10 protein-coding genes are annotated in these 19,614 nt (G+C 61.6%); 1 reads left to right on the top strand and 9 read right to left on the bottom strand.

What is annotated here, in order from left to right; genetic code table 11:
• Positions 1 to 9: 9 nt before the first annotated feature.
• The gene (gene rpsJ, locus M1D51_RS06380; RefSeq protein WP_003803825.1) at positions 10 to 318 is read right to left on the bottom strand and encodes a 30S ribosomal protein S10; all 309 of its coding nucleotides are present in this window, start codon (positions 316 to 318) and stop codon (positions 10 to 12) included.
• Between the two features lie 394 nt (positions 319 to 712).
• On the opposite strand from rpsJ, the gene M1D51_RS06375 reads away from it, so the two are divergent.
• On the top strand, positions 713 to 2,146 hold the full coding sequence (locus tag M1D51_RS06375; RefSeq protein ID WP_458108964.1) for a GH1 family beta-glucosidase: 1,434 nt from the start codon (positions 713 to 715) through the stop codon (positions 2,144 to 2,146).
• 32 nt (positions 2,147 to 2,178) lie between these two features.
• On the opposite strand, the gene M1D51_RS06370 is transcribed toward M1D51_RS06375, so the two are convergent.
• From M1D51_RS06370 to rpoB, 8 genes are all read right to left on the bottom strand, one after another.
• Complete coding sequence (locus M1D51_RS06370; RefSeq protein ID WP_256378464.1) at positions 2,179 to 2,304, bottom strand: hypothetical protein; 126 nt, start codon at positions 2,302 to 2,304, stop codon at positions 2,179 to 2,181.
• Between the two features lie 28 nt (positions 2,305 to 2,332).
• Positions 2,333 to 6,862 carry a hypothetical protein gene (locus M1D51_RS06365; protein WP_458108963.1) on the bottom strand — a complete coding sequence of 1,510 codons (4,530 nt, stop codon included), beginning with the start codon at positions 6,860 to 6,862 and terminating at the stop codon, positions 2,333 to 2,335.
• A gap of 154 nt (positions 6,863 to 7,016) precedes the next feature.
• The gene (tuf, locus tag M1D51_RS06360) at positions 7,017 to 8,207 is read right to left on the bottom strand and encodes an elongation factor Tu (RefSeq protein WP_011775598.1); all 1,191 of its coding nucleotides are present in this window, start codon (positions 8,205 to 8,207) and stop codon (positions 7,017 to 7,019) included.
• A 231-nt stretch (positions 8,208 to 8,438) separates the two neighbouring features.
• Positions 8,439 to 10,553, bottom strand: coding sequence for an elongation factor G (fusA, locus tag M1D51_RS06355; protein WP_026539805.1), 2,115 nt, complete (start codon positions 10,551 to 10,553; stop codon positions 8,439 to 8,441).
• A gap of 69 nt (positions 10,554 to 10,622) precedes the next feature.
• Positions 10,623 to 11,093: a 30S ribosomal protein S7 gene (gene rpsG / locus M1D51_RS06350; protein ID WP_003803829.1), complete on the bottom strand. Its 471-nt coding sequence runs from the start codon at positions 11,091 to 11,093 to the stop codon at positions 10,623 to 10,625.
• 1 nt (position 11,094) lies between these two features.
• The gene (rpsL, locus tag M1D51_RS06345; protein WP_009358312.1) at positions 11,095 to 11,469 is read right to left on the bottom strand and encodes a 30S ribosomal protein S12; all 375 of its coding nucleotides are present in this window, start codon (positions 11,467 to 11,469) and stop codon (positions 11,095 to 11,097) included.
• 438 nt (positions 11,470 to 11,907) lie between these two features.
• On the bottom strand, positions 11,908 to 15,807 hold the full coding sequence (locus tag M1D51_RS06340) for a DNA-directed RNA polymerase subunit beta' (RefSeq protein ID WP_172325033.1): 3,900 nt from the start codon (positions 15,805 to 15,807) through the stop codon (positions 11,908 to 11,910).
• Between the two features lie 103 nt (positions 15,808 to 15,910).
• The gene (rpoB, locus tag M1D51_RS06335; protein WP_043471397.1) at positions 15,911 to 19,417 is read right to left on the bottom strand and encodes a DNA-directed RNA polymerase subunit beta; all 3,507 of its coding nucleotides are present in this window, start codon (positions 19,415 to 19,417) and stop codon (positions 15,911 to 15,913) included.
• Between the last annotated feature and the right edge of the window lie 197 nt (positions 19,418 to 19,614).

Here is a 19,614-nt window from a genome sequence, read left to right as displayed (position 1 = left end):
AGCACCTCCCTAGAGCTTGATTTCGATGTTCACGTCTGCAGGCAGGTCGAGACGCATAAGCGAGTCGACGGCCTTCGGCGTGGGGTCGATGATGTCGATCAGACGCTTGTGAGTACGCATTTCGAAGTGCTCACGGCTGTCCTTGTACTTGTGAGGAGAGCGAATAACGCAGTAAACGTTCTTCTCCGTGGGCAGCGGCACCGGGCCGACTACCGTTGCGCCTGCGCGCGTGACCGTCTCAACGATCTTCCGCGCTGAAACATCAATGACCTCGTGGTCATATGACTTCAGCCGGATGCGGATTTTTTGTCCCGCCATGTCGCCTGACTCTCTTTCAGCTAGTGCTGCTCTAGTTAGGGCTGCTCTGTTTACTTACCTGTTGATGTGGCCGCCGAAGCGTTTGAGGTTTTACCACCACACGCCGCACAAGCTGAATCCGGATATTCCGGGTTCCTCAACCTGCCGGCGCACCGACCCCCGCGGTCGGGCGTGTCGCGATTTCCACGCAGACTCGACCGCATTCCATGGGGTTCAGGGTTATGTTTGGGCTTCAACCTGGACCCTGACACCCGGCATTATCCGGATCGGGACACGAAGAAGCGCTTGAACAACTCATCCAGTATGGCGGAAATCCGGAGTAAAGGCCAATCGGCGGCATAAGAGCCCTTGAAGGACCATTGCCCGGCGGCCCGCGCCTGAGGAAGATGGGTGCATGACCGTCCAGGATTCAGGCTCCGTGGAAGATCTGGCCGCCCGGCTGCGTCCCGGTTTCACGCTGGGTGTGGCCTCGGCTGCTTTCCAGATCGAAGGATCACTGACGGCCGATGGCCGCGGCCCTTCCGGCTGGGATGCGTTTGCGGAAAAGCCGGGAGCAATAGTCGACGGCGGCTCCCCCAGTGTAGCGTGCGACCATTACAACCGCTCTGATGAAGACATCGCCTTGATGCAGGAACTTGGCGTGGACTCCTACCGCTTTTCGCTTTCGTGGCCGCGCATCCAACCCGGCGGGAAGGGCTCGATCAATCAGCGGGGCCTGGACTTCTACGATCGTCTCATCGATAAGCTCCTGGCTGCAGGCATCTCCCCCATGGCCACGCTGTACCACTGGGATACCCCGCTGGAACTGGAGCATGCCGGCGGATGGATGAACCGGGACACAGCCGAACGCTTCGCCGTCTACTGCGAGGCCGCGGCTGAACGCTTTGGCGACCGCGTTGATCACTGGGTCACGATGAACGAGCCCGTCTCCGTCACCGTGCAGGGTTACTCGTTGGGAGTGCATGCCCCGGGCCGGGAGCTGCTTTTCGATTCCCTGCCTGCTGCACATCATCAATTGCTGGGGCACGGAATGGCGGTACGCGCACTCCGGGATGCAGGAGTGAAGGGACAGATCGGCGTATCCAACATGCACTGCCCCGTCGAGCCCGCCGGCACCAGTCTCGGCGACCGGCTCATGGCGCAGGCGCTTGACCTGATCCTCAACCGCATCTATGCCGATGCCATACTGCTTGGCCAGTACCCCAGGCCGCCTCTACCCATGAAACCTTGGTTCCGCTCCCTTGGTACTGTCCACGACGGCGATCTTGAGCTGATCAGCCAGCCGTTGGACTTCTACGGACTCAACTACTACTACCCTGTCAAGGTCGCCTCCGGTCCCGGCCCGGCAGAAATCCCCACGGGAACCTCTCCCGAGATGACCAAGGTCCCGTTCCATCTGGCGGCCTACCAGGAGTACGACACCACCGGGTTCGGCTGGCCTGTTGCACCCGAGTATTTGGCGCTATTGCTGAGGCAGATGAAGGACCGGTACGGGGAAGCCCTCCCCCCGATATACATCACCGAAGGTGGGGCCAGTTTTCCGGAACCACCGCAGGTTGACGGCCCGCTCCAGGACACCAACCGCATCTCCTACCTCGCCGAGCACCTTGGCCATGCCCTGACGGCAACCGGTCCCGGCGGAATTGCCGAGGATGTGGATCTGCGCGGCTATTACGTCTGGACGCTCCTGGACAACTTTGAGTGGGCAGCCGGCTATTCCCAGCGCTTCGGGCTGGTTCATGTTGACTTCCATACCTTGGAGCGGACTCCCAAAGAATCCTATTACTGGCTGCGCGCGCTGGAGCGGGCCCGTCGCCGTGAATCGTGAGCCTGACCGCCCAATCAGGTTAAAACGAGGGGCTAATTGTTCTTATTGGCACGCCTGATCCGCTTGGCGCGCTCAATTTCGCTCCGAAAGTTCTTGCGGCCCCACAGCACGCCACCACCAACTGCGGCAATGACTGCCAGGAAGATCAGGAATTCCATACCGTGCTCCTCTTCGTAGACTGCCAGATTATCGGATTCCGTCCTTCTCTTGTCCCCACGGGACGGGACCCGGCACGGCATTGTTCGGTGAACTATTCTGCGCCGAAGCAGTGTCCGGATAAACGCCGCCCTGTCCCACGTTCTGCGGCGGCACACCACCCGGCACGCCACCGGGCCCACCATTCGGCCATACGTTCTGCGGCGGCACACCACCCGGCACGCCACCGGGCCCACCATTCGGCCATACGTTCTGCGGCGGCACACCACCGGGCCCATTACCACCGGGCCCGCCACCTCCTGCAACTGCCTGAGGCTTCCGGTTCAGACGCCACACAGCCAGGACAATCAGTGCCAAGGCAACCAGCGCGAGCATGGCGAACGCGTATGAGCGCAGCGCCCACATGACGCTAAGCGCAACGCCCACGGCGCCCCACCACACCATGGCCCTCTCGGCCAGCAGCAACCCGGCCACAAGCAGCAAGGCATGCCCCACCAGGACATACAACTGCTGGGGGGTCGTTCCACCAAAGATGGTGCCCGTGGATGTCAGAGACAATAAGGCCGCAGCAATTCCGAGCCGCAGCAGGCCTTCGCTCCGTTGGCCCCTCATATAGCGCAGCCCTGCTAAAACAGCCCCGGCCAGAACGTACCACTGCACGGCCCAGAACCAGTCCGGCAAGGTTTCGCCAACGAACAGCACCGAACGCTGGAGGGCGGCCAAGGAAGCCAACGCTGAAACTTCTGCGGCCAGCCACTTGCTGTGCGGCATCTCCACGACTACCAGCGCACCGGTCGCCACAACCAGGAGAACAGCCACCCAGGACGTCTCATCACGGATCATTCCCACGGCAGCCGACGAAGCCAGCGCCAAGGCTGCTGTTGCCGCGAGGGCATTCCGCCGCAACGGCTGCCCGCCGATTGCAGCTCCTCCCATCCACTTCGCCGCGTAAAGAAGCACTGCTGTACCAACACCACCCACCAGCCAAGGGACGTAGTGGCTCCATACCCCAAGTGCCATGTCCCCGAGCAAGCCTTCGACGGCGGGGACGGCGCCTACCAGCACCGACGGGGCGGCACCGAGGTAAAGTGCGGGCAACTGCTCAACATGCGAAGCAGCGAACAGCACCAAGGCAAAGACCAGCAACGCCAGCCCGGTCAGTGCGTAGGACACGTCAAGCGTCAGGAGACCCCCGATGATGACGAAGGAAAACGCCGCAATGAACCAGAACCAGCGCTCAGCAAGGTGGCCGGTTGCTTGGCCCGCGCGGACAACGGCCTGCACAACCCGGACACCAACCATCACGACGGCAAGTCCCAAGAGAACCGCCGGTACCTGCGCCCTGTCGAGCAAAGGCTCGGACCACCACGTGTTGGCTGGGAACGTCAAGGCCGGGCCGGCGGACAGCACCACCCCTGCCACGGCAGCGATACCTACATACTGGGATCCACGGACCCCCAATAGACGCCACGCGATCGCTGCGGAAGCCGCGGTGAGCGCCAACTGTACGATGACCACCCAACGGCCGCCGCCGTCGTCGTATGCGCCTGCCAAAAGGTAAGCCGCAGGCAACAGGAGCTGGGCGGCCAGAGCAGCCCAAGCTGCTGCCTGCTGGAAGGCGATATCAACGCCACGGCTTCGCTGGATCCACGTCACAGCGTGCTGCAGCACAAGGACCACAGCCAAGGTCATGGCAACGGTGGCGCTTGACTCAGAGAGATCCCCCACGAGGACCCCGACGAAAGCCAAGGACAAGACACGGAGTCCCAGCATGTAGCCGCCCCGGACATGACGGCCTTTTTCCACTGCCACCATGAACCCGCTGTAGGCTGCGAAAATTCCCAGGAGAATCTCTACGTCCCGGACACTCCCGAGCCGTAGGGCAAGGAGCAGCACCAAGGATGCCGGCCCAAAGATCCAGGCTGCCGGATGCGGCCTCAGGACGATACCACTGAGAACTGCCGCGAGGGCCGTCGCGATTGCTACAACTCCGGGTTGCCAGCTTCCATCAGGAAGCTGCTCCCCCGAGATACGGGAGACCCCGGAAAGCGTCAGAATCATGGCCGCGCCGGCCATCACGGCTGCCACCGCCGCGGCATCTGCCACGGAAGCGTGCGGAAAGCGTCGCCTGCTGTTTTTCTGCAGGGGCAGAACCAATTGCAGGGCTGCCGCCGCAGCAATCACCAGCGCCACCGTGGGAACTTCGCCGGCCAGGCTGAAGCTCCAGCCATTCCGTACTGCGTCAAAGTAGGCCGAACCTGCCAGGATGGTGCCGGCCGCACGTGCCAGCCACCAATAACTTTGACGGTGGAAGGAAAGCGGAATCCGGAGCGCGGTTATCGCAAAGTAAGCCACCCCCACCAGGAGAACCACATTTCCCAATGCCAACGAAACGGCAGCAAATGCCACCACTCCGGCGACGATGCCCATGGCTGGGGCAAGAACTTCACCCAAGGTAGGACGCCACGGCACACCTGCAGCCCAATTGTGCCGGGTGGCCGGGAACGTCAAGGCGCCCGAGGCTACGCCCGTCAGCAACACCAGCAACACTGCCGTTGCCACGAAGGGATGCCCGGCAGCGCGGTCCACCAATGGCAGGACGAGCATGCCTGCCACAGCAAGCCCGCCGAATCCGGCAATGGTCACCGACGGAGCGAGCAGGCGGACTCCCGCACGCGTGAGCCATGCGCTGACCAGTTGTTGCGCTGCAGCCGCAGCCACGAGTGCAACCACTGAAATAGCGAACCTGTCCGGGCTCTCCGCAAAGGCACCGGCCGCGGCGGCAGGCACCGCTGCCGTGGCGGCAATTCGTGCTGCAAGGACCAACACAGCTTGGAAGGCCACCGGATGAACGGCCGCCCGCAACGACCAATACAAGGCGGCCGCGGCCAGAAGCCCCGCTACCGGCCAAGCGCCCAGCAGGCCCATGAACGGTAACGTCACAGCGAGAACCACTCCGGGAGCAAACTCAGTTCCGTTGCCCAGTTTCCACCCCACCACCATGGCCGTCGCCATGGTTACAACGAGCGGAACATAGGCAGGCAAATCATAAGTCCCGAGAGCCAACACCACGGTGAGGACGGCAGCCGTGGCCAACTGCAGGCCCAGACAGGAGACGGCGTCGTTCCACCAGTACCGCAGCTTCAGGCTCTCTCCCCCAAAGGCAACTCCCAGGGACTGCACGCCACAGCAAATCACTGCGGCCAGCATCACGCCACTGACATCCGAGGTCACATCCCACACCACGCCCAGTAACGCCAGCGTCAGCGCTACGCGCGCCCCGTAAACGTGCTGCAGTCTGTACTGCGCCCGTGGAATGAAGGCCACCACAGCAAAGTAGATTCCACACATCAGCATGACCAGCGGGTATTCGCCCTTGGCCAGGAGTTGCGGCGTCACCGTGACAGCAAGTGCCACCAACGGGACAACATAGGGATGGAGCACCATCAGCGGTCGGACATAGAGCGGTGGTAGCCACCGGGGACGAATCAGCGCCGCCAGAGTCAGGATGATGGCGATTCCGATCAGTGCCGTGAAGTACCAGACCAAGGCCCCGCCCAGCACGGAAACTCCGGACCAGGCGGTAGAGACAACGAAGCTCAGGGAAAGGAAAGCCAGGACCTTGTTGTCCAGCCGAACTGCGGTGTAGGCATACACAGCTGTCCCTATCAGAGAGGTCACCAGCCATGCTGCCGGACCGTTGGGGAGCACAAAGTTGTACATGGCCAGCCCCGTGACGGGGATGAGCGCCAAGCCCGTTCCGACGAACGCAACCGCAGCCGGACGCAATCGGGGCATTTTTGCGTGGATGATCAAACCAGCGCCGTAAAACAGAGCGGTGATGAAGCAGATGCCCGCGAACCGGAAGAGTGCCGGCAGGCTCGTTCCAACGAACAGCGCACCGGCAGCAACCAAGAGAAGACTGGCTACATAGAGGGTGACGTTGATGTTCTGTTGGTCGCGCTTGGCCTTGCGCGCTGCCGCTGCCTCGGGAGTTTCCCGGGTGATCGGAGCCTGTTGCGCTACGGCCCACTGCGGTTGTGCCGCCACGACGGGCCGCTGCTGGACCGGGGGCGGTTGAATGCCCGACGGCGGCACGGGGGGCTGCGCTGTGAACCGTGCACCCGCTTGGGCCGGTTGAAGCGTTGACGGCGGCATTTGGGTCCGCGCGGACGTCGGCATCGGGGCGGGCGACGGCATCGGTCTCGGCGTCGGGGCGGGCATCGGCATCGGCGTCTGGGTGGGCGCAGCGAACGGTGCGCCCACGTGCGTGGGCGGCTGAACCGGTGGCGACGCAGGCATCACTGGCAGACCCGCCCCGGAAGCAGCTGGAGCCGCGGCGCCCGGACGCTGCGGCACAGGAATGTCAGTGGACTTCCTGGCCTCGGCGTCGCGCCAACCGGCCAGATGGCCGGCAAGGAAACCGGCGTGGTAGTCGGCCGCCTTGTCCGGCGCCACGGAAGGGCCAGGAACCGCACCCCGGCGCCCCTTGGCTAGCCCGGCTGCAAAGCCAATACCGCCAACAATGACGATGAGCAGCAGTATAAGGAATGCAGTCATGAAAGCTCCTTGGTAGCGCTGGATTCAGCGGCGGACCGCTCTTTATCCATTCGATAGAGTAACTGTACCAAAAAGAACCCCACCGCCGAAACGGTGGGGCTCTTCCTGAATGACTACCGGCTGGGCCGGAAGGTCACAGATCTACAAGTAGTGACTACTTGATGATGCTGGTGACACGTCCCGAACCAACGGTGCGGCCGCCTTCGCGGATAGCGAAGCCGAGGCCCTCTTCCATAGCGATCGGCTGGATGAGCGCAACGGTCATCTCAGTGTTGTCGCCAGGCATAACCATTTCCGTGCCTTCCGGCAGGGTGATAACGCCGGTTACGTCCGTGGTACGGAAGTAGAACTGCGGGCGGTAGTTGGAGTAGAACGGGTTGTGACGTCCGCCTTCGTCCTTGGACAGGATGTAGACGTTGGCCTCGAAGTCGGTGTGCGGGGTAATGGAACCCGGCTTGACGACAACCTGGCCACGCTCGACATCGTCGCGCTTCAGACCGCGGAGCAGGAGGCCACAGTTCTCGCCGGCCCATGCTTCGTCGAGCTGCTTGTGGAACATCTCGATACCGGTAACCGTGGTCTTCTGGATCGGGCGGATGCCAACGATCTCAACCTCGGAGTTGATGGCGAGGGTTCCACGCTCGGCGCGGCCCGTAACAACGGTGCCACGACCGGTGATCGTGAAGACGTCTTCGATCGGCATCAGGAACGGCTTGTCGCGGTCACGTACGGGGTCCGGAACGGACTCGTCGACAGCTGCCATCAGGTCCTGGACGGACTTGACCCAAACCGGGTCGCCTTCCAGAGCCTTGAGACCGGAAACGCGAACAACCGGAGCCTCATCGCCATCGAAGCCCTGCGAGCTCAGGAGCTCACGAACTTCCATTTCGACGAGGTCGAGGAGTTCTTCGTCATCAACCATGTCGGACTTGTTCAGTGCGACCAGCAGGTAGGGAACACCAACCTGGCGGGCGAGCAGAACGTGCTCACGGGTCTGAGCCATCGGACCATCGGTTGCAGCAACCACGAGGATTGCGCCGTCCATCTGGGCAGCACCGGTGATCATGTTCTTGATGTAGTCAGCGTGACCCGGGGCGTCTACGTGTGCGTAGTGGCGCTTCTCGGTCTGGTACTCCACGTGGGAGATGTTGATGGTAATACCGCGCTGGCGCTCTTCCGGAGCAGAGTCAATCGACGCGAAGTCGCGCTGCTCGTTGAGATCCGGGTACTGGTCGTACAGCACCTTGGAAATGGCGGCAGTCAGCGTCGTCTTACCGTGGTCAACGTGACCAATGGTGCCGATGTTGACGTGCGGCTTAGTCCGCTCGAACTTTGCCTTTGCCACAGGTTCCTCCTAGAACGATTTCAAGTGAAGTGCTCCTCGGCCGCGCTTTTCGCGGCAGAAACTTTAGCAAGTCTACTTGGGGGCTTGGTTTTGGTGAAATTGCAGATTCAGGAACCAATAGTAGTTCCTCGAGCCTGTTTGCGCAGGGGCCGGGCCGCGGCTCTCGCCGCAGCCCCGCCTCACGCGCTTAGATGCCTTCCCGATACCGGAATTGCATCCGTTACCGGGAGATTACTCGCCGCGGGTTTTCTGGATGATCTCGTCGGCTACTGCCTTCGGGACCTCCGCGTAGCTGTTGAACGTCATGGAGTACACAGCGCGACCCTGGGTCTTGGACCGGAGGTCACCGATGTAGCCGAACATGCCGGACAGCGGAACGTGTGCACGGATAACCTTCACACCTGCTGCGTCTTCCATGGACTGCATCTGGCCACGGCGGGCGTTCAGGTCACCAATAACATCACCCATGTATTCCTCAGGTGTGCGGACCTCAACATCCATCAGCGGTTCAAGCAGAACAGGGTTCGCCTTGCGTGCAGCTTCCTTGAAAGCCATACGGCCGGCGATCTTGAACGCCATTTCCGAGGAGTCAACATCGTGGGACGCGCCATCAATCAGCGTGGCCTTGATGCCGACAACCGGGTAACCGGCCAGGACGCCGTCGTTCAGTGCATCCTGGATACCAGCGTCAACGGACGGGATGTATTCACGCGGAACGCGGCCACCAGTGACCTTGTTCTCGAATGCGTACAGCTCGCCGGAAGCGGTGTCCATGGGCTCGATCGCGATCTGGATCTTTGCGAACTGACCCGAACCACCGGTCTGCTTCTTGTGCGTGTAGTCATGACGCTCGACTGCGCGTTTGATGGTTTCGCGGTAAGCAACCTGCGGCTTGCCAACGTTTGCCTCGACCTTGAATTCGCGGCGCATGCGGTCCACCAGGATGTCCAGGTGGAGCTCGCCCATGCCGGCGATGATGGTCTGGCCCGTGTCTTCGTTGAGGGAGACCTGGAAGGTCGGGTCCTCAGCGGAGAGCTTCTGGATGGCCGTGGAGAGCTTCTCCTGGTCACCCTTGGTGTTGGGCTCGATGGCAACCGAGATCACGGGCTCCGGGAAGCTCATGGACTCGAGGACGATCTGGTTGTTGGCATCGCACAGGGTGTCGCCCGTGGTGGTGTCCTTCAGACCGATCGCTGCGTAGATGTGGCCTGCGGTAGCGCCCTCAACGGGCATTTCCTTGTTGGCGTGCATCTGGAACAGCTTGCCGATGCGCTCCTTCTTGCCCTTGGTGGAGTTGACCACCTGGGCGCCGGCCTCGACGTGACCGGAGTACACGCGGACGAAGGTCAACTGACCGAAGAACGGGTGTGCAGCAATCTTGAAGGCGAGGGCCGAGAACGGCTCGTCAGCAGAGGGCTTGCGGGTGAGTTCCTTCTCTTCGTCGCGGGGATCGTGACCGATCATCGGCGGGACGTCGAGCGGGTTCGGCAGGAAGTCAACAACAGCGTCAAGCATCGGCTGGACACCGCGGTTCTTGAAGGCTGAACCACAGAACACCGGGTAGAGCTCGGAGTTGATGGTCATCTTGCGGATGCCGGCCTTCAGTTCCTCAAGGGTGAGTTCTTCACCTTCGAGGTACTTCTCCATGAGTTCTTCGGAAGCCTCGGCCACAGTCTCTACGAGCTGTGCACGGTACTCTTCGGCCTTGGCCTGGAGGTCCGCCGGGATTTCCTGCACTTCGTAGGAAGCGCCCATGGTGACGTCACCCTTTGCGTCGCCAGGCCAAACCAGGGCGCGCATTTCGAGGAGGTCAACAACACCGATGAAGTCGTTCTCAGCGCCAATGGGCAGCTGCATGACCAGCGGCTTGGCACCAAGGCGGGAGATGATGGTGTCTACGGTGAAGTAGAAGTCAGCGCCCAGCTTGTCCATCTTGTTGACGAAGCAGATGCGCGGAACGTTGTACTTGTCAGCCTGGCGCCAAACAGTCTCGGACTGCGGCTCCACGCCTTCCTTGCCGTCGAACACTGCAACTGCACCGTCGAGGACGCGCAAGGAGCGCTCAACCTCAACCGTGAAGTCAACGTGGCCCGGGGTGTCGATGATGTTGATCTGGTTCTTGTCCCAGAAGCAAGTCACGGCGGCAGACGTGATGGTGATGCCGCGTTCCTTTTCCTGTTCCATCCAGTCAGTCGTCGAAGCGCCGTCGTGCGTCTCGCCGATCTTGTGGTTCACACCCGTGTAGAACAGGATGCGCTCGGTAGTGGTGGTCTTGCCGGCATCGATGTGGGCCATGATGCCGATGTTGCGGACCTTATTAAGGTCGGTAAGCACGTCCTGTGCCACGGGGTCTCCCTTTCGGATGGACTACACGTTCGCCGCCGGCTCAGTGAGCCGGCGGCGTCCGGAAAGTTTTTACCAGCGGTAGTGTGCGAAGGCCTTGTTGGACTCGGCCATCTTGTGGGTGTCTTCGCGACGCTTCACAGCGGCACCAAGACCATTGGAGGCATCCAGGATTTCGTTCTGGAGGCGCTCGGTCATGGTCTTCTCCCGGCGGGCCTTGGAGTAGCCCACGAGCCAACGCAGAGCGAGGGCGGTGGAGCGACCCGGCTTGACCTCAACCGGAACCTGGTAGGTAGCGCCACCAACACGGCGTGAACGCACCTCGAGGGAAGGCTTGACGTTGTCCATGGCCTTCTTGAGAGCGGCAACGGGGTCGCCGCCGGACTTGGCACGTGCACCTTCAAGTGCACCGTAAACGATGCGCTCTGCGGTGGACTTCTTGCCGTCGACAAGAACCTTGTTGATCAGCTGCGTGACCAACGGGGAGCCGTAAACGGGATCGGAAACTAGCGGCCGCTTCGGGGCCGGACCCTTGCGAGGCATATTACTTCTTCTCCATCTTTGCGCCGTAACGGCTGCGAGCCTGCTTGCGGTTCTTGACACCCTGGGTGTCGAGTGCGCCGCGGACGATCTTGTAGCGGACACCCGGAAGGTCCTTCACACGACCACCACGGACGAGCACGATGGAGTGCTCCTGGAGGTTGTGGCCAACACCGGGGATGTAGGCGGTTACTTCTACGCCACCGTTGAGACGCACACGTGCCACCTTACGGAGAGCCGAGTTCGGCTTCTTGGGGGTGGTGGTGTAAACGCGGGTGCAAACACCGCGGCGCATCGGGCTGCCCTTCAGCGCAGGAGCCTTGGTCTTGGAGACCTTCGGCGTGCGGCCCTTGCGGACCAGCTGGTTAATCGTAGGCACTTTCGTGTTCTCCGTTGTTTGATCTCTGCCCCCACACACAGGCGCCAGCCAGTGTAAACGTGGGAACTTTGGCGTTGCTCGTGCAGCCGGCCGAAACTCCGGTAGGCGTGCAAAAGTGCGGCATTCGTTGCGCATGTTGCCCGCAACCCGGAAACAGGCTCCACCCAGCACCATGAGAACAAAACCAAAATGATGCTGCGGCGGCCTTCATCCACTGCCACACAGAACAATTACCAAAAGTCTAGCACGGCTTGATCTAGGGCCTTAATCGGGTGTATGGAGGACGACGGCGCCACCCGGCTGCCGCCGTCGTCCTCCACTCCCCCAACTGACTTCGCGGGTAGCCGCGGCCCTTAACGGGTCCGGCCCCGCACTCAGGGAGTACGGGGCCGGACCTTTACGGCGTCAAGCAAGCGATGACGGCGTCAACTTACCGGTTTAGCGGAAGTCGTTACCGAGATCGTAGTCATCCAGCGGGATGGCGTGGAACTCGGGAGCGCCGTCGCCACCCAGGGCGTCATAGGAGAAGTCGGTGAAAGCGCTGGGGCCCGTGAACAGGCTTGCCTTTGCTTCTTCCGTCGGCTCCACAGTGACCTCTGTGTAGCGGGGCAGACCCGTACCGGCCGGGATGAGCTTACCGATGATGACGTTTTCCTTCAGGCCGAGCAGAGGATCGCTCTTGCCTTCCATGGCCGCCTGCGTCAGGACGCGGGTGGTCTCCTGGAAGGAAGCTGCCGACAGCCAGGACTCGGTAGCCAAGGAAGCCTTGGTGATACCCATGAGTTCCGGACGACCCGAAGCCGGGGACTTGCCCTCGGACACGACGCGGCGGTTCTCGTCCTCGAAGCGGGCGCGCTCTGCAAGCTCACCGGGGAGCAGGTCGGAGTCGCCGGATTCGATGACGGTCACGCGGCGCAGCATCTGGCGGACGATAACCTCGACGTGCTTGTCGTGGATACCAATGCCCTGGCTGCGGTAAACGCCCTGAACTTCGTCCACAAGGAACTTCTGTGCAGCACGCGGACCCATGATGCGCAGAACCTGCTTCGGGTCCACCGGACCGTTGATCAGCTTCTGGCCGACGCTGACGTGCTCGCCGTCTTCGATGAGGAGACGTGAACGACGCAGTACCGGGTAGGCAATCTCTTCGGAACCATCGTCCGGAGTGATGACCAAGCGCATCTGGCGCTCGGACTCTTCGATGGTGATGCGGCCGGCTGCTTCAGCAATCGGTGCAACACCCTTCGGAGTACGGGCTTCGAAGAGCTCCTGGATACGGGGCAGACCCTGGGTGATGTCGTCGCCACCACCGGCGGAAACAGCACCACCGGTGTGGAACGTACGCATGGTCAGCTGTGTACCGGGCTCACCGATGGACTGTGCGGCAATGATGCCCACGGCCTCGCCGATGTCCACGGTCTTGCCGGTGGCCAGCGAACGGCCGTAGCAGAGCGCGCAGGTGCCGACCTTGGACTCACAGGTGAGTACGGAGCGGACCTTGACCTCGGTGATGCCTGCAGCCAGCAGCTGGTCGATAACGACGTCGCCGCAGTCGGTACCGCCGGCAGCCAGGACGTTGCCCTGGGCATCGACGACGTCGACAGCCAGCGTACGTGCGTAGGCGCTGTTCTCGACGTTCTCGTCCAGGACGAGTTCACCGTTGGAATCCGGCACGGCGATCGGCGTGAGCAGACCGCGCTCGGTACCGCAGTCCTCTTCGCGGACGATGACGTCCTGCGAAACGTCCACCAGACGACGGGTCAGGTAACCCGAGTTGGCGGTACGGAGAGCGGTATCGGCCAGACCCTTACGGGCACCGTGCGTGGCGATGAAGTATTCCAGCACCGACAGGCCCTCACGGTAGGAGGACTTGATCGGGCGAGGAATGATCTCACCCTTCGGGTTGGCCACAAGACCACGGATACCCGCGATCTGGCGGACCTGCATCCAGTTACCACGTGCACCGGAGGACACCATGCGGTTGATGGTGTTCATCGGGGACAGGCTGTCACGCATCGCCTGGGCGATCTCGTTGGTTGCCTTGTTCCAGATTTCGATCAGTTCCTGGCGACGCTCGTCGTCGTCGATCAGGCCCTTGTCGTACTGGCCCTGGATCTTGGCGGCCATGGCTTCGTAACCGGCCAGGATGGCAGGCTTGGAAGTAGGTACCTCGATGTCGGAGATGGCAACCGTGACACCCGAACGGGTGGCCCAGTAGAAGCCTGCGTCCTTGAGGTTGTCCAGCGTTGCCGCCGTAACAACCTTCGGGTAACGCTCGGCGAGGTCGTTGACGATCCGGGACAGCTCGCCCTTGTCGGCAACAGCCTCTACCCAGGGGTAATCCTCGGGCAGCGTCTGGTTGAAGATGACCTGTCCCAGGGAGGTCTCAACGAGAGCCGGCTGACCGGGCTCCCAACCTTCCGGAGCTTCCCATCCTGCGTAAGGCACAAAGTCATCCAGACGGATCTTCACCTGGGAGTTCAGGTGCAGGTCGCGGGCGTCGTACGCCATGATGGCTTCCGAAACCGAGGAGAAGATGCGTCCTTCGCCGGCAGAACCGACGCGCTTGGTGGTCAGGTGGTACAGGCCGATGATCATATCCTGCGAAGGCAGGGTCACCGGACGGCCATCGGACGGCTTCAGGATGTTGTTCGAGGACAGCATCAGGATGCGTGCTTCGGCCTGGGCTTCCGGGCTCAGCGGCAGGTGGACTGCCATCTGGTCGCCGTCGAAGTCAGCGTTGAAGGCGCCACAAACCAGCGGGTGAAGCTGGATTGCCTTGCCTTCCACAAGCTGCGGTTCGAAGGCCTGGATGCCGAGGCGGTGCAGGGTAGGTGCACGGTTGAGCAGCACCGGGTGTTCGGTGATGATCTCTTCCAGCACGTCCCAGACCTGCGGACGGTAACGCTCGACCATGCGCTTTGCCGACTTGATGTTCTGTGCGTGGTTGAGGTCAACCAGGCGCTTCATCACGAACGGCTTGAAGAGCTCCAGAGCCATCTGCTTGGGCAGACCACACTGGTGCAGCTTCAGCTGCGGGCCAACCACGATGACCGAACGGCCGGAGTAGTCAACGCGCTTGCCGAGGAGGTTCTGGCGGAAACGACCCTGCTTGCCCTTGAGCATGTCGCTCAGGGACTTCAGCGGACGGTTGCCCGGACCGGTGACGGGACGGCCACGACGACCGTTGTCGAAGAGGCTGTCAACAGCTTCCTGAAGCATGCGCTTCTCGTTGTTGACGATGATCTCCGGAGCACCGAGGTCAAGCAGGCGCTTGAGACGGTTGTTGCGGTTGATCACACGGCGGTAGAGGTCGTTGAGGTCGGAGGTCGCGAAGCGGCCACCGTCGAGCTGGACCATCGGGCGCAGTTCCGGCGGGATCACCGGTACGGCGTCGAGAACCATGCCAAGCGGGCTGTTGTTGGTGGTCAGGAACGCGTTGACAACCTTCAGGCGCTTCAGGGCACGCGTCTTACGCTGGCCCTTGCCGTTCTGGATGGTGTCGCGCAGTGACTCAGCTTCAGCCTGCATGTCAAAGGTCTCGAGGCGCTTCTTGATGGCTTCGGCACCCATGGAGCCTTCGAAGTACAGACCGTAGCGGTCACGCAGTTCGCGGTAGAGGCCTTCATCACCTTCAAGGTCAGCGACCTTGAGGTTCTTGAAGCGGTCCCAGACCTGCTCGAGGCGCTCGATGTCGGCGTCGGCACGCTTGCGGACGTTCGCCATCTGGCGGTCGGCAGAGTCGCGGGCCTTCTTCTTGTCGGCAGCCTTGGCGCCTTCGCCTTCGAGACGGGCAAGCTCGTCTTCAAGGTCGCGGGCGATCGTGGCGATGTCGCTGTCGCGGTTGTCCACCATCTGCTTCTTCTCGAGGTCGTGCTCAACCTGGAGGTTCGGCAGTTCGGCGTGACGGGATTCGGTGTCAACGCTGGTGATCATGTAGGCAGCAAAGTAGATGACCTTTTCAAGGTCCTTCGGTGCCAGGTCCAAAAGGTAGCCCAAGCGCGAGGGAACGCCCTTGAAGTACCAGATGTGGGTTACAGGCGCGGCGAGCTCGATGTGGCCCATGCGCTCACGACGCACCTTGGCGCGGGTGACTTCAACGCCACAACGCTCGCAAATGATGCCCTTGAAGCGGACGCGCTTGTACTTACCGCAGTAGCATTCCCAGTCGCGGGACGGGCCGAAGATCTTCTCGCAGAAGAGGCCGTCCTTCTCGGGCTTGAGCGTGCGGTAGTTGATGGTTTCCGGCTTCTTGACCTCACCGTAAGACCATCCGCGGATGTCTTCCGCGGTGGCGAGGCCGATCTGCATGAGGCCGAAGGAGGATTCGCTGGACATATGGTCCCTGTTCTCTCTTGTTCTCTAAATTCTGAAGTCTTGGTTACGGGAAGAGGGAGATGTTCCGACGGACAGTGGTTGAGGCTGTCCGCCGGAACAGCTGCTAGACCTCTTCTACGGAACTGGGCTCTGCACGAGACAGATCGATGCCCAGTTCTTCCGCAGCCGTGAAGACTGCGTCATCAGAGTCACGCATTTCGATCGTGGTTCCGTCCGTGGAAAGAACTTCCACGTTCAGGCACAACGACTGCATTTCCTTGATCAAGACCTTGAAGGACTCGGGAACGCCAGGCTCAGGGATGTTCTCGCCCTTGACGATGGCTTCGTAGACCTTCACACGACCATGGATGTCATCAGACTTGATCGTGAGGAGTTCCTGAAGGGTGTAAGCGGCGCCGTAAGCTTCGAGCGCCCACACTTCCATTTCACCGAAGCGCTGGCCACCGAACTGAGCCTTACCACCCAGCGGCTGCTGGGTGATCATGGAGTACGGGCCGGTGGAGCGCGCGTGGATCTTGTCGTCCACCAGGTGGTGGAGCTTCAGGATGTACATGTAACCGACGGAGATCGGGTCCGGGAACGGCTCGCCGGAGCGGCCGTCGAACAGACGGGTCTTGCCGGAGGAGTCGATCAGGCGGTCGCCGTCGCGGGTCACGTTGGTGGAGTCAAGCAGGCCGGTGATTTCTTCTTCACGGGCGCCATCGAACACCGGGGTGGCAACGGTTGTCTGGCCGGTTTCACGAGGCAGGTTGGGCAGGTTCTTGACCCACTCCGGCTCGCCTTCGATCTTCCAACCGGTCTTGGCAACCCAACCGAGGTGGGTTTCCAGGACCTGGCCAACGTTCATTCGACCCGGAACACCAAGCGGGTTCAGGACGATGTCCACCGGGGTACCGTCTGCAAGGAAGGGCATGTCCTCGATCGGGAGGATCTTGGAGATAACACCCTTGTTGCCGTGACGGCCGGCGAGCTTGTCCCCGTCGGTGATCTTACGCTTGGCTGCAACGTAGACGCGGACCAGCTGGTTCACGCCCGGGGGCAGTTCGTCGTCGTTGTCGCGGTCGAAGACGCGCACGCCGATGACCGTACCGGACTCGCCGTGGGGCACCTTCAGGGAGGTGTCGCGGACTTCGCGGGACTTCTCACCGAAGATGGCGCGCAGGAGGCGCTCTTCCGGGGTCAGTTCGGTTTCACCCTTAGGGGTGACCTTTCCGACCAGGATGTCGCCGGCTTCAACCTCGGCACCGATGTGGATGATGCCGCGCTCGTCCAGGCCTGCAAGGACTTCCTCGGACACGTTGGGGATGTCACGGGTGATTTCCTCGGCACCAAGCTTGGTGTCGCGGGCATCAATTTCGTGCTCCTCGATGTGGATGGAGGAAAGAACGTCCTCAGCAACAATGCGCTGCGACAGGATGATGGCGTCCTCGAAGTTGTGGCCTTCCCATGACATGAATGCCACGAGGAGGTTCTTACCGAGGGCCAGTTCACCCTGGTCCGTTGCGGGACCGTCAGCGATGATGCCGCCAACTTCCAGGCGCTGGCCTTCGTTGACCAGGACGCGGTGGTTGTAGCAGTTGCCCTGGTTGGAACGGGCGAACTTGTTGATGCGGTAGTTGGTCTCGGTGCCGTCGTCGTTGATCATGACAACCAGCTCGGCGGAAACCTCGGTGACCACACCTGCCTTCTTGGCGATGACAACGTCACCGGCGTCGACGGCTGCTGCGCGTTCCATGCCGGTGCCCACGAAAGGAGCCTCGGAACGGACCAGCGGCACGGCCTGGCGCTGCATGTTGGCACCCATGAGTGCGCGGTTTGCATCGTCATGCTCGAGGAACGGGATCAGGGCGGTTGCCACGGACACCATCTGGCGCGGGGAAACGTCCATGAACTGAACGTCTGCAGCGGGAACCAGGACAGGCTCGCCTCCACCACCACGGGCACGGACAAGGACAGTCTCTTCAGAGAACTTCTTGTCAGCATCCAGCGGAGCGTTGGCCTGTGCGATCAGGACCTCGGCTTCGTCATCGGCCGTCAGGTACTGGACTTCGTCGGAAACGACGCCTTCGGAGACCAGGCGGTACGGCGTCTCGATGAAACCGAACGGGTTGATGCGGCCGTAGGATGCCAGCGAACCGATCAGACCAATGTTCGGGCCTTCAGGGGTTTCGATGGGGCACATACGTCCGTAGTGGGACGGGTGAACGTCTCGAACTTCCATGCCTGCACGGTCACGGGACAGACCACCCGGGCCAAGTGCCGACAGGCGGCGCTTGTGGGTCAGACCCGAGAGCGGGTTGTTCTGGTCCATGAACTGCGACAGCTGGGACGTTCCGAAGAACTCCTTGATGGCTGCTACAACAGGGCGGATGTTGATCAGTGTCTGCGGCGTGATGGCCTCGACGTCCTGCGTGGTCATGCGTTCGCGGACGACGCGTTCCATACGGGACAGACCGGTGCGGACCTGGTTCTCGATCAGTTCGCCAACTGCACGGATGCGACGGTTGCCGAAGTGGTCGATGTCATCGACGTCGACGCGGAGCTCGTGGTCTTCGCCATCGCGCTTGCCCATGAGGGTCTTCTCGCCGGCGTGGAGCGCAACGAGGAACTTGATCATGGCGACGATGTCTTCAACGTGCAGGACCGAGGCTTCCTTGTCACCAAGGGAGCGGTCGATACCGAGCTTGCGGTTGATCTTGTAACGGCCAACCTTGGCAAGATCGTAGCGCTTGGCGTTGAAGTACAGGTTGTCCAGCAGCGACTGGGCAGCCTCGACTGTGGGCGGCTCGCCCGGACGCAGCTTGCGGTAGATATCCAGAAGCGCGTCTTCGCGGGTCTCGGTGGCGTCCTTCTCCAGCGTTGCACGCATGGAGTCGTACTGGCCGAACTCTTCCAGGATCTGGCCTTCGGTCCAACCGAGGGCCTTCAGGAGAACCGTTACCGACTGCTTGCGCTTGCGGTCGAGGCGAACGCCGACCTGGTCGCGCTTGTCGATTTCGAGTTCGAACCATGCACCACGGGACGGGATGATCTTCGCAGTGAAGATGTCCTTGTCACTGGTCTTGTCAGCAGTGCGCTCGAAGTAGGCGCCCGGCGAACGGACCAACTGGGAGACAACAACACGCTCGGTGCCGTTGACGACGAACGTTCCCTTCTCAGTCATGAGGGGGAAGTCGCCCATGAACACGGTCTGCTGCTTGATTTCGCCCGTGTTGTTGTTCATGAACTCGGCCTTGACATACAGCGGTGCCGAGTAAGTGGCGTCACGGTCTTTGCATTCGGCCATGGTGTACTTCGGGTCAGCGAACTCCGGCTCGGAGAAGCTCAGGGACATGGTGCCCTGGAAGTCCTCGATGGGGGAGATCTCTTCGAAGATGTCGGCAAGTCCGGAGGTGGTGGCGACGCTGAGGTCGCCCTCCTCGACAGCCTTCGCTACCCGCGCCTGCCAGCGTTCGTTTCCGACGAGCCAGTCAAAGCTGTCCGTCTGCAGGGCGAGAAGATTCGGAACGTCAAGCGGTTCGTGAATCTTTGCGAATGAGAGGCGGCGGGTGGCACCATCGGTGCTTGCCGTGTTAGCGGTTTCGTTATTAGAGGTGCTCGAGGCGACCAAGAGGGATCCTTCCACAGACCTTCAGGCGTTTTCAGATCTCCCCCGTTTGCATCCCGCAGAGTGCTCCGCAGGATACTTATTCCGGTTCCGCTATATGACCCGGACCCAGTCCACTCATTGGCTATGCACGTTAAGGAACGGCACGTCAATGGTGCAGCTGAGAGGTAAAGCCCACCGCTATATGAAGGCTGAAGGTT

Source organism: Arthrobacter sp. R3-55, from assembly GCF_054161505.1.
Note: the sequence above shows the minus strand (reverse complement) of the source record. Positions and strands in the feature narration are given on the sequence as shown.

Bases quoted from the DNA above. Each gene is read 5' to 3' on its own strand.
- rpsJ (WP_003803825.1), bottom strand. From the start codon at position 318: ATGGCGGGACAAAAAATCCGCATCCGGCTGAAGTCATATGACCACGAG.
- M1D51_RS06375 (WP_458108964.1), top strand. From the start codon at position 713: ATGACCGTCCAGGATTCAGGCTCCGTGGAAGATCTGGCCGCCCGGCTG.
- M1D51_RS06370 (WP_256378464.1), bottom strand. From the start codon at position 2,304: ATGGAATTCCTGATCTTCCTGGCAGTCATTGCCGCAGTTGGTGGTGGC.
- M1D51_RS06365 (WP_458108963.1), bottom strand. From the start codon at position 6,862: ATGACTGCATTCCTTATACTGCTGCTCATCGTCATTGTTGGCGGTATT.
- rpsG (WP_003803829.1), bottom strand. From the start codon at position 11,093: ATGCCTCGCAAGGGTCCGGCCCCGAAGCGGCCGCTAGTTTCCGATCCC.
- M1D51_RS06340 (WP_172325033.1), bottom strand. From the start codon at position 15,807: ATGTCCAGCGAATCCTCCTTCGGCCTCATGCAGATCGGCCTCGCCACC.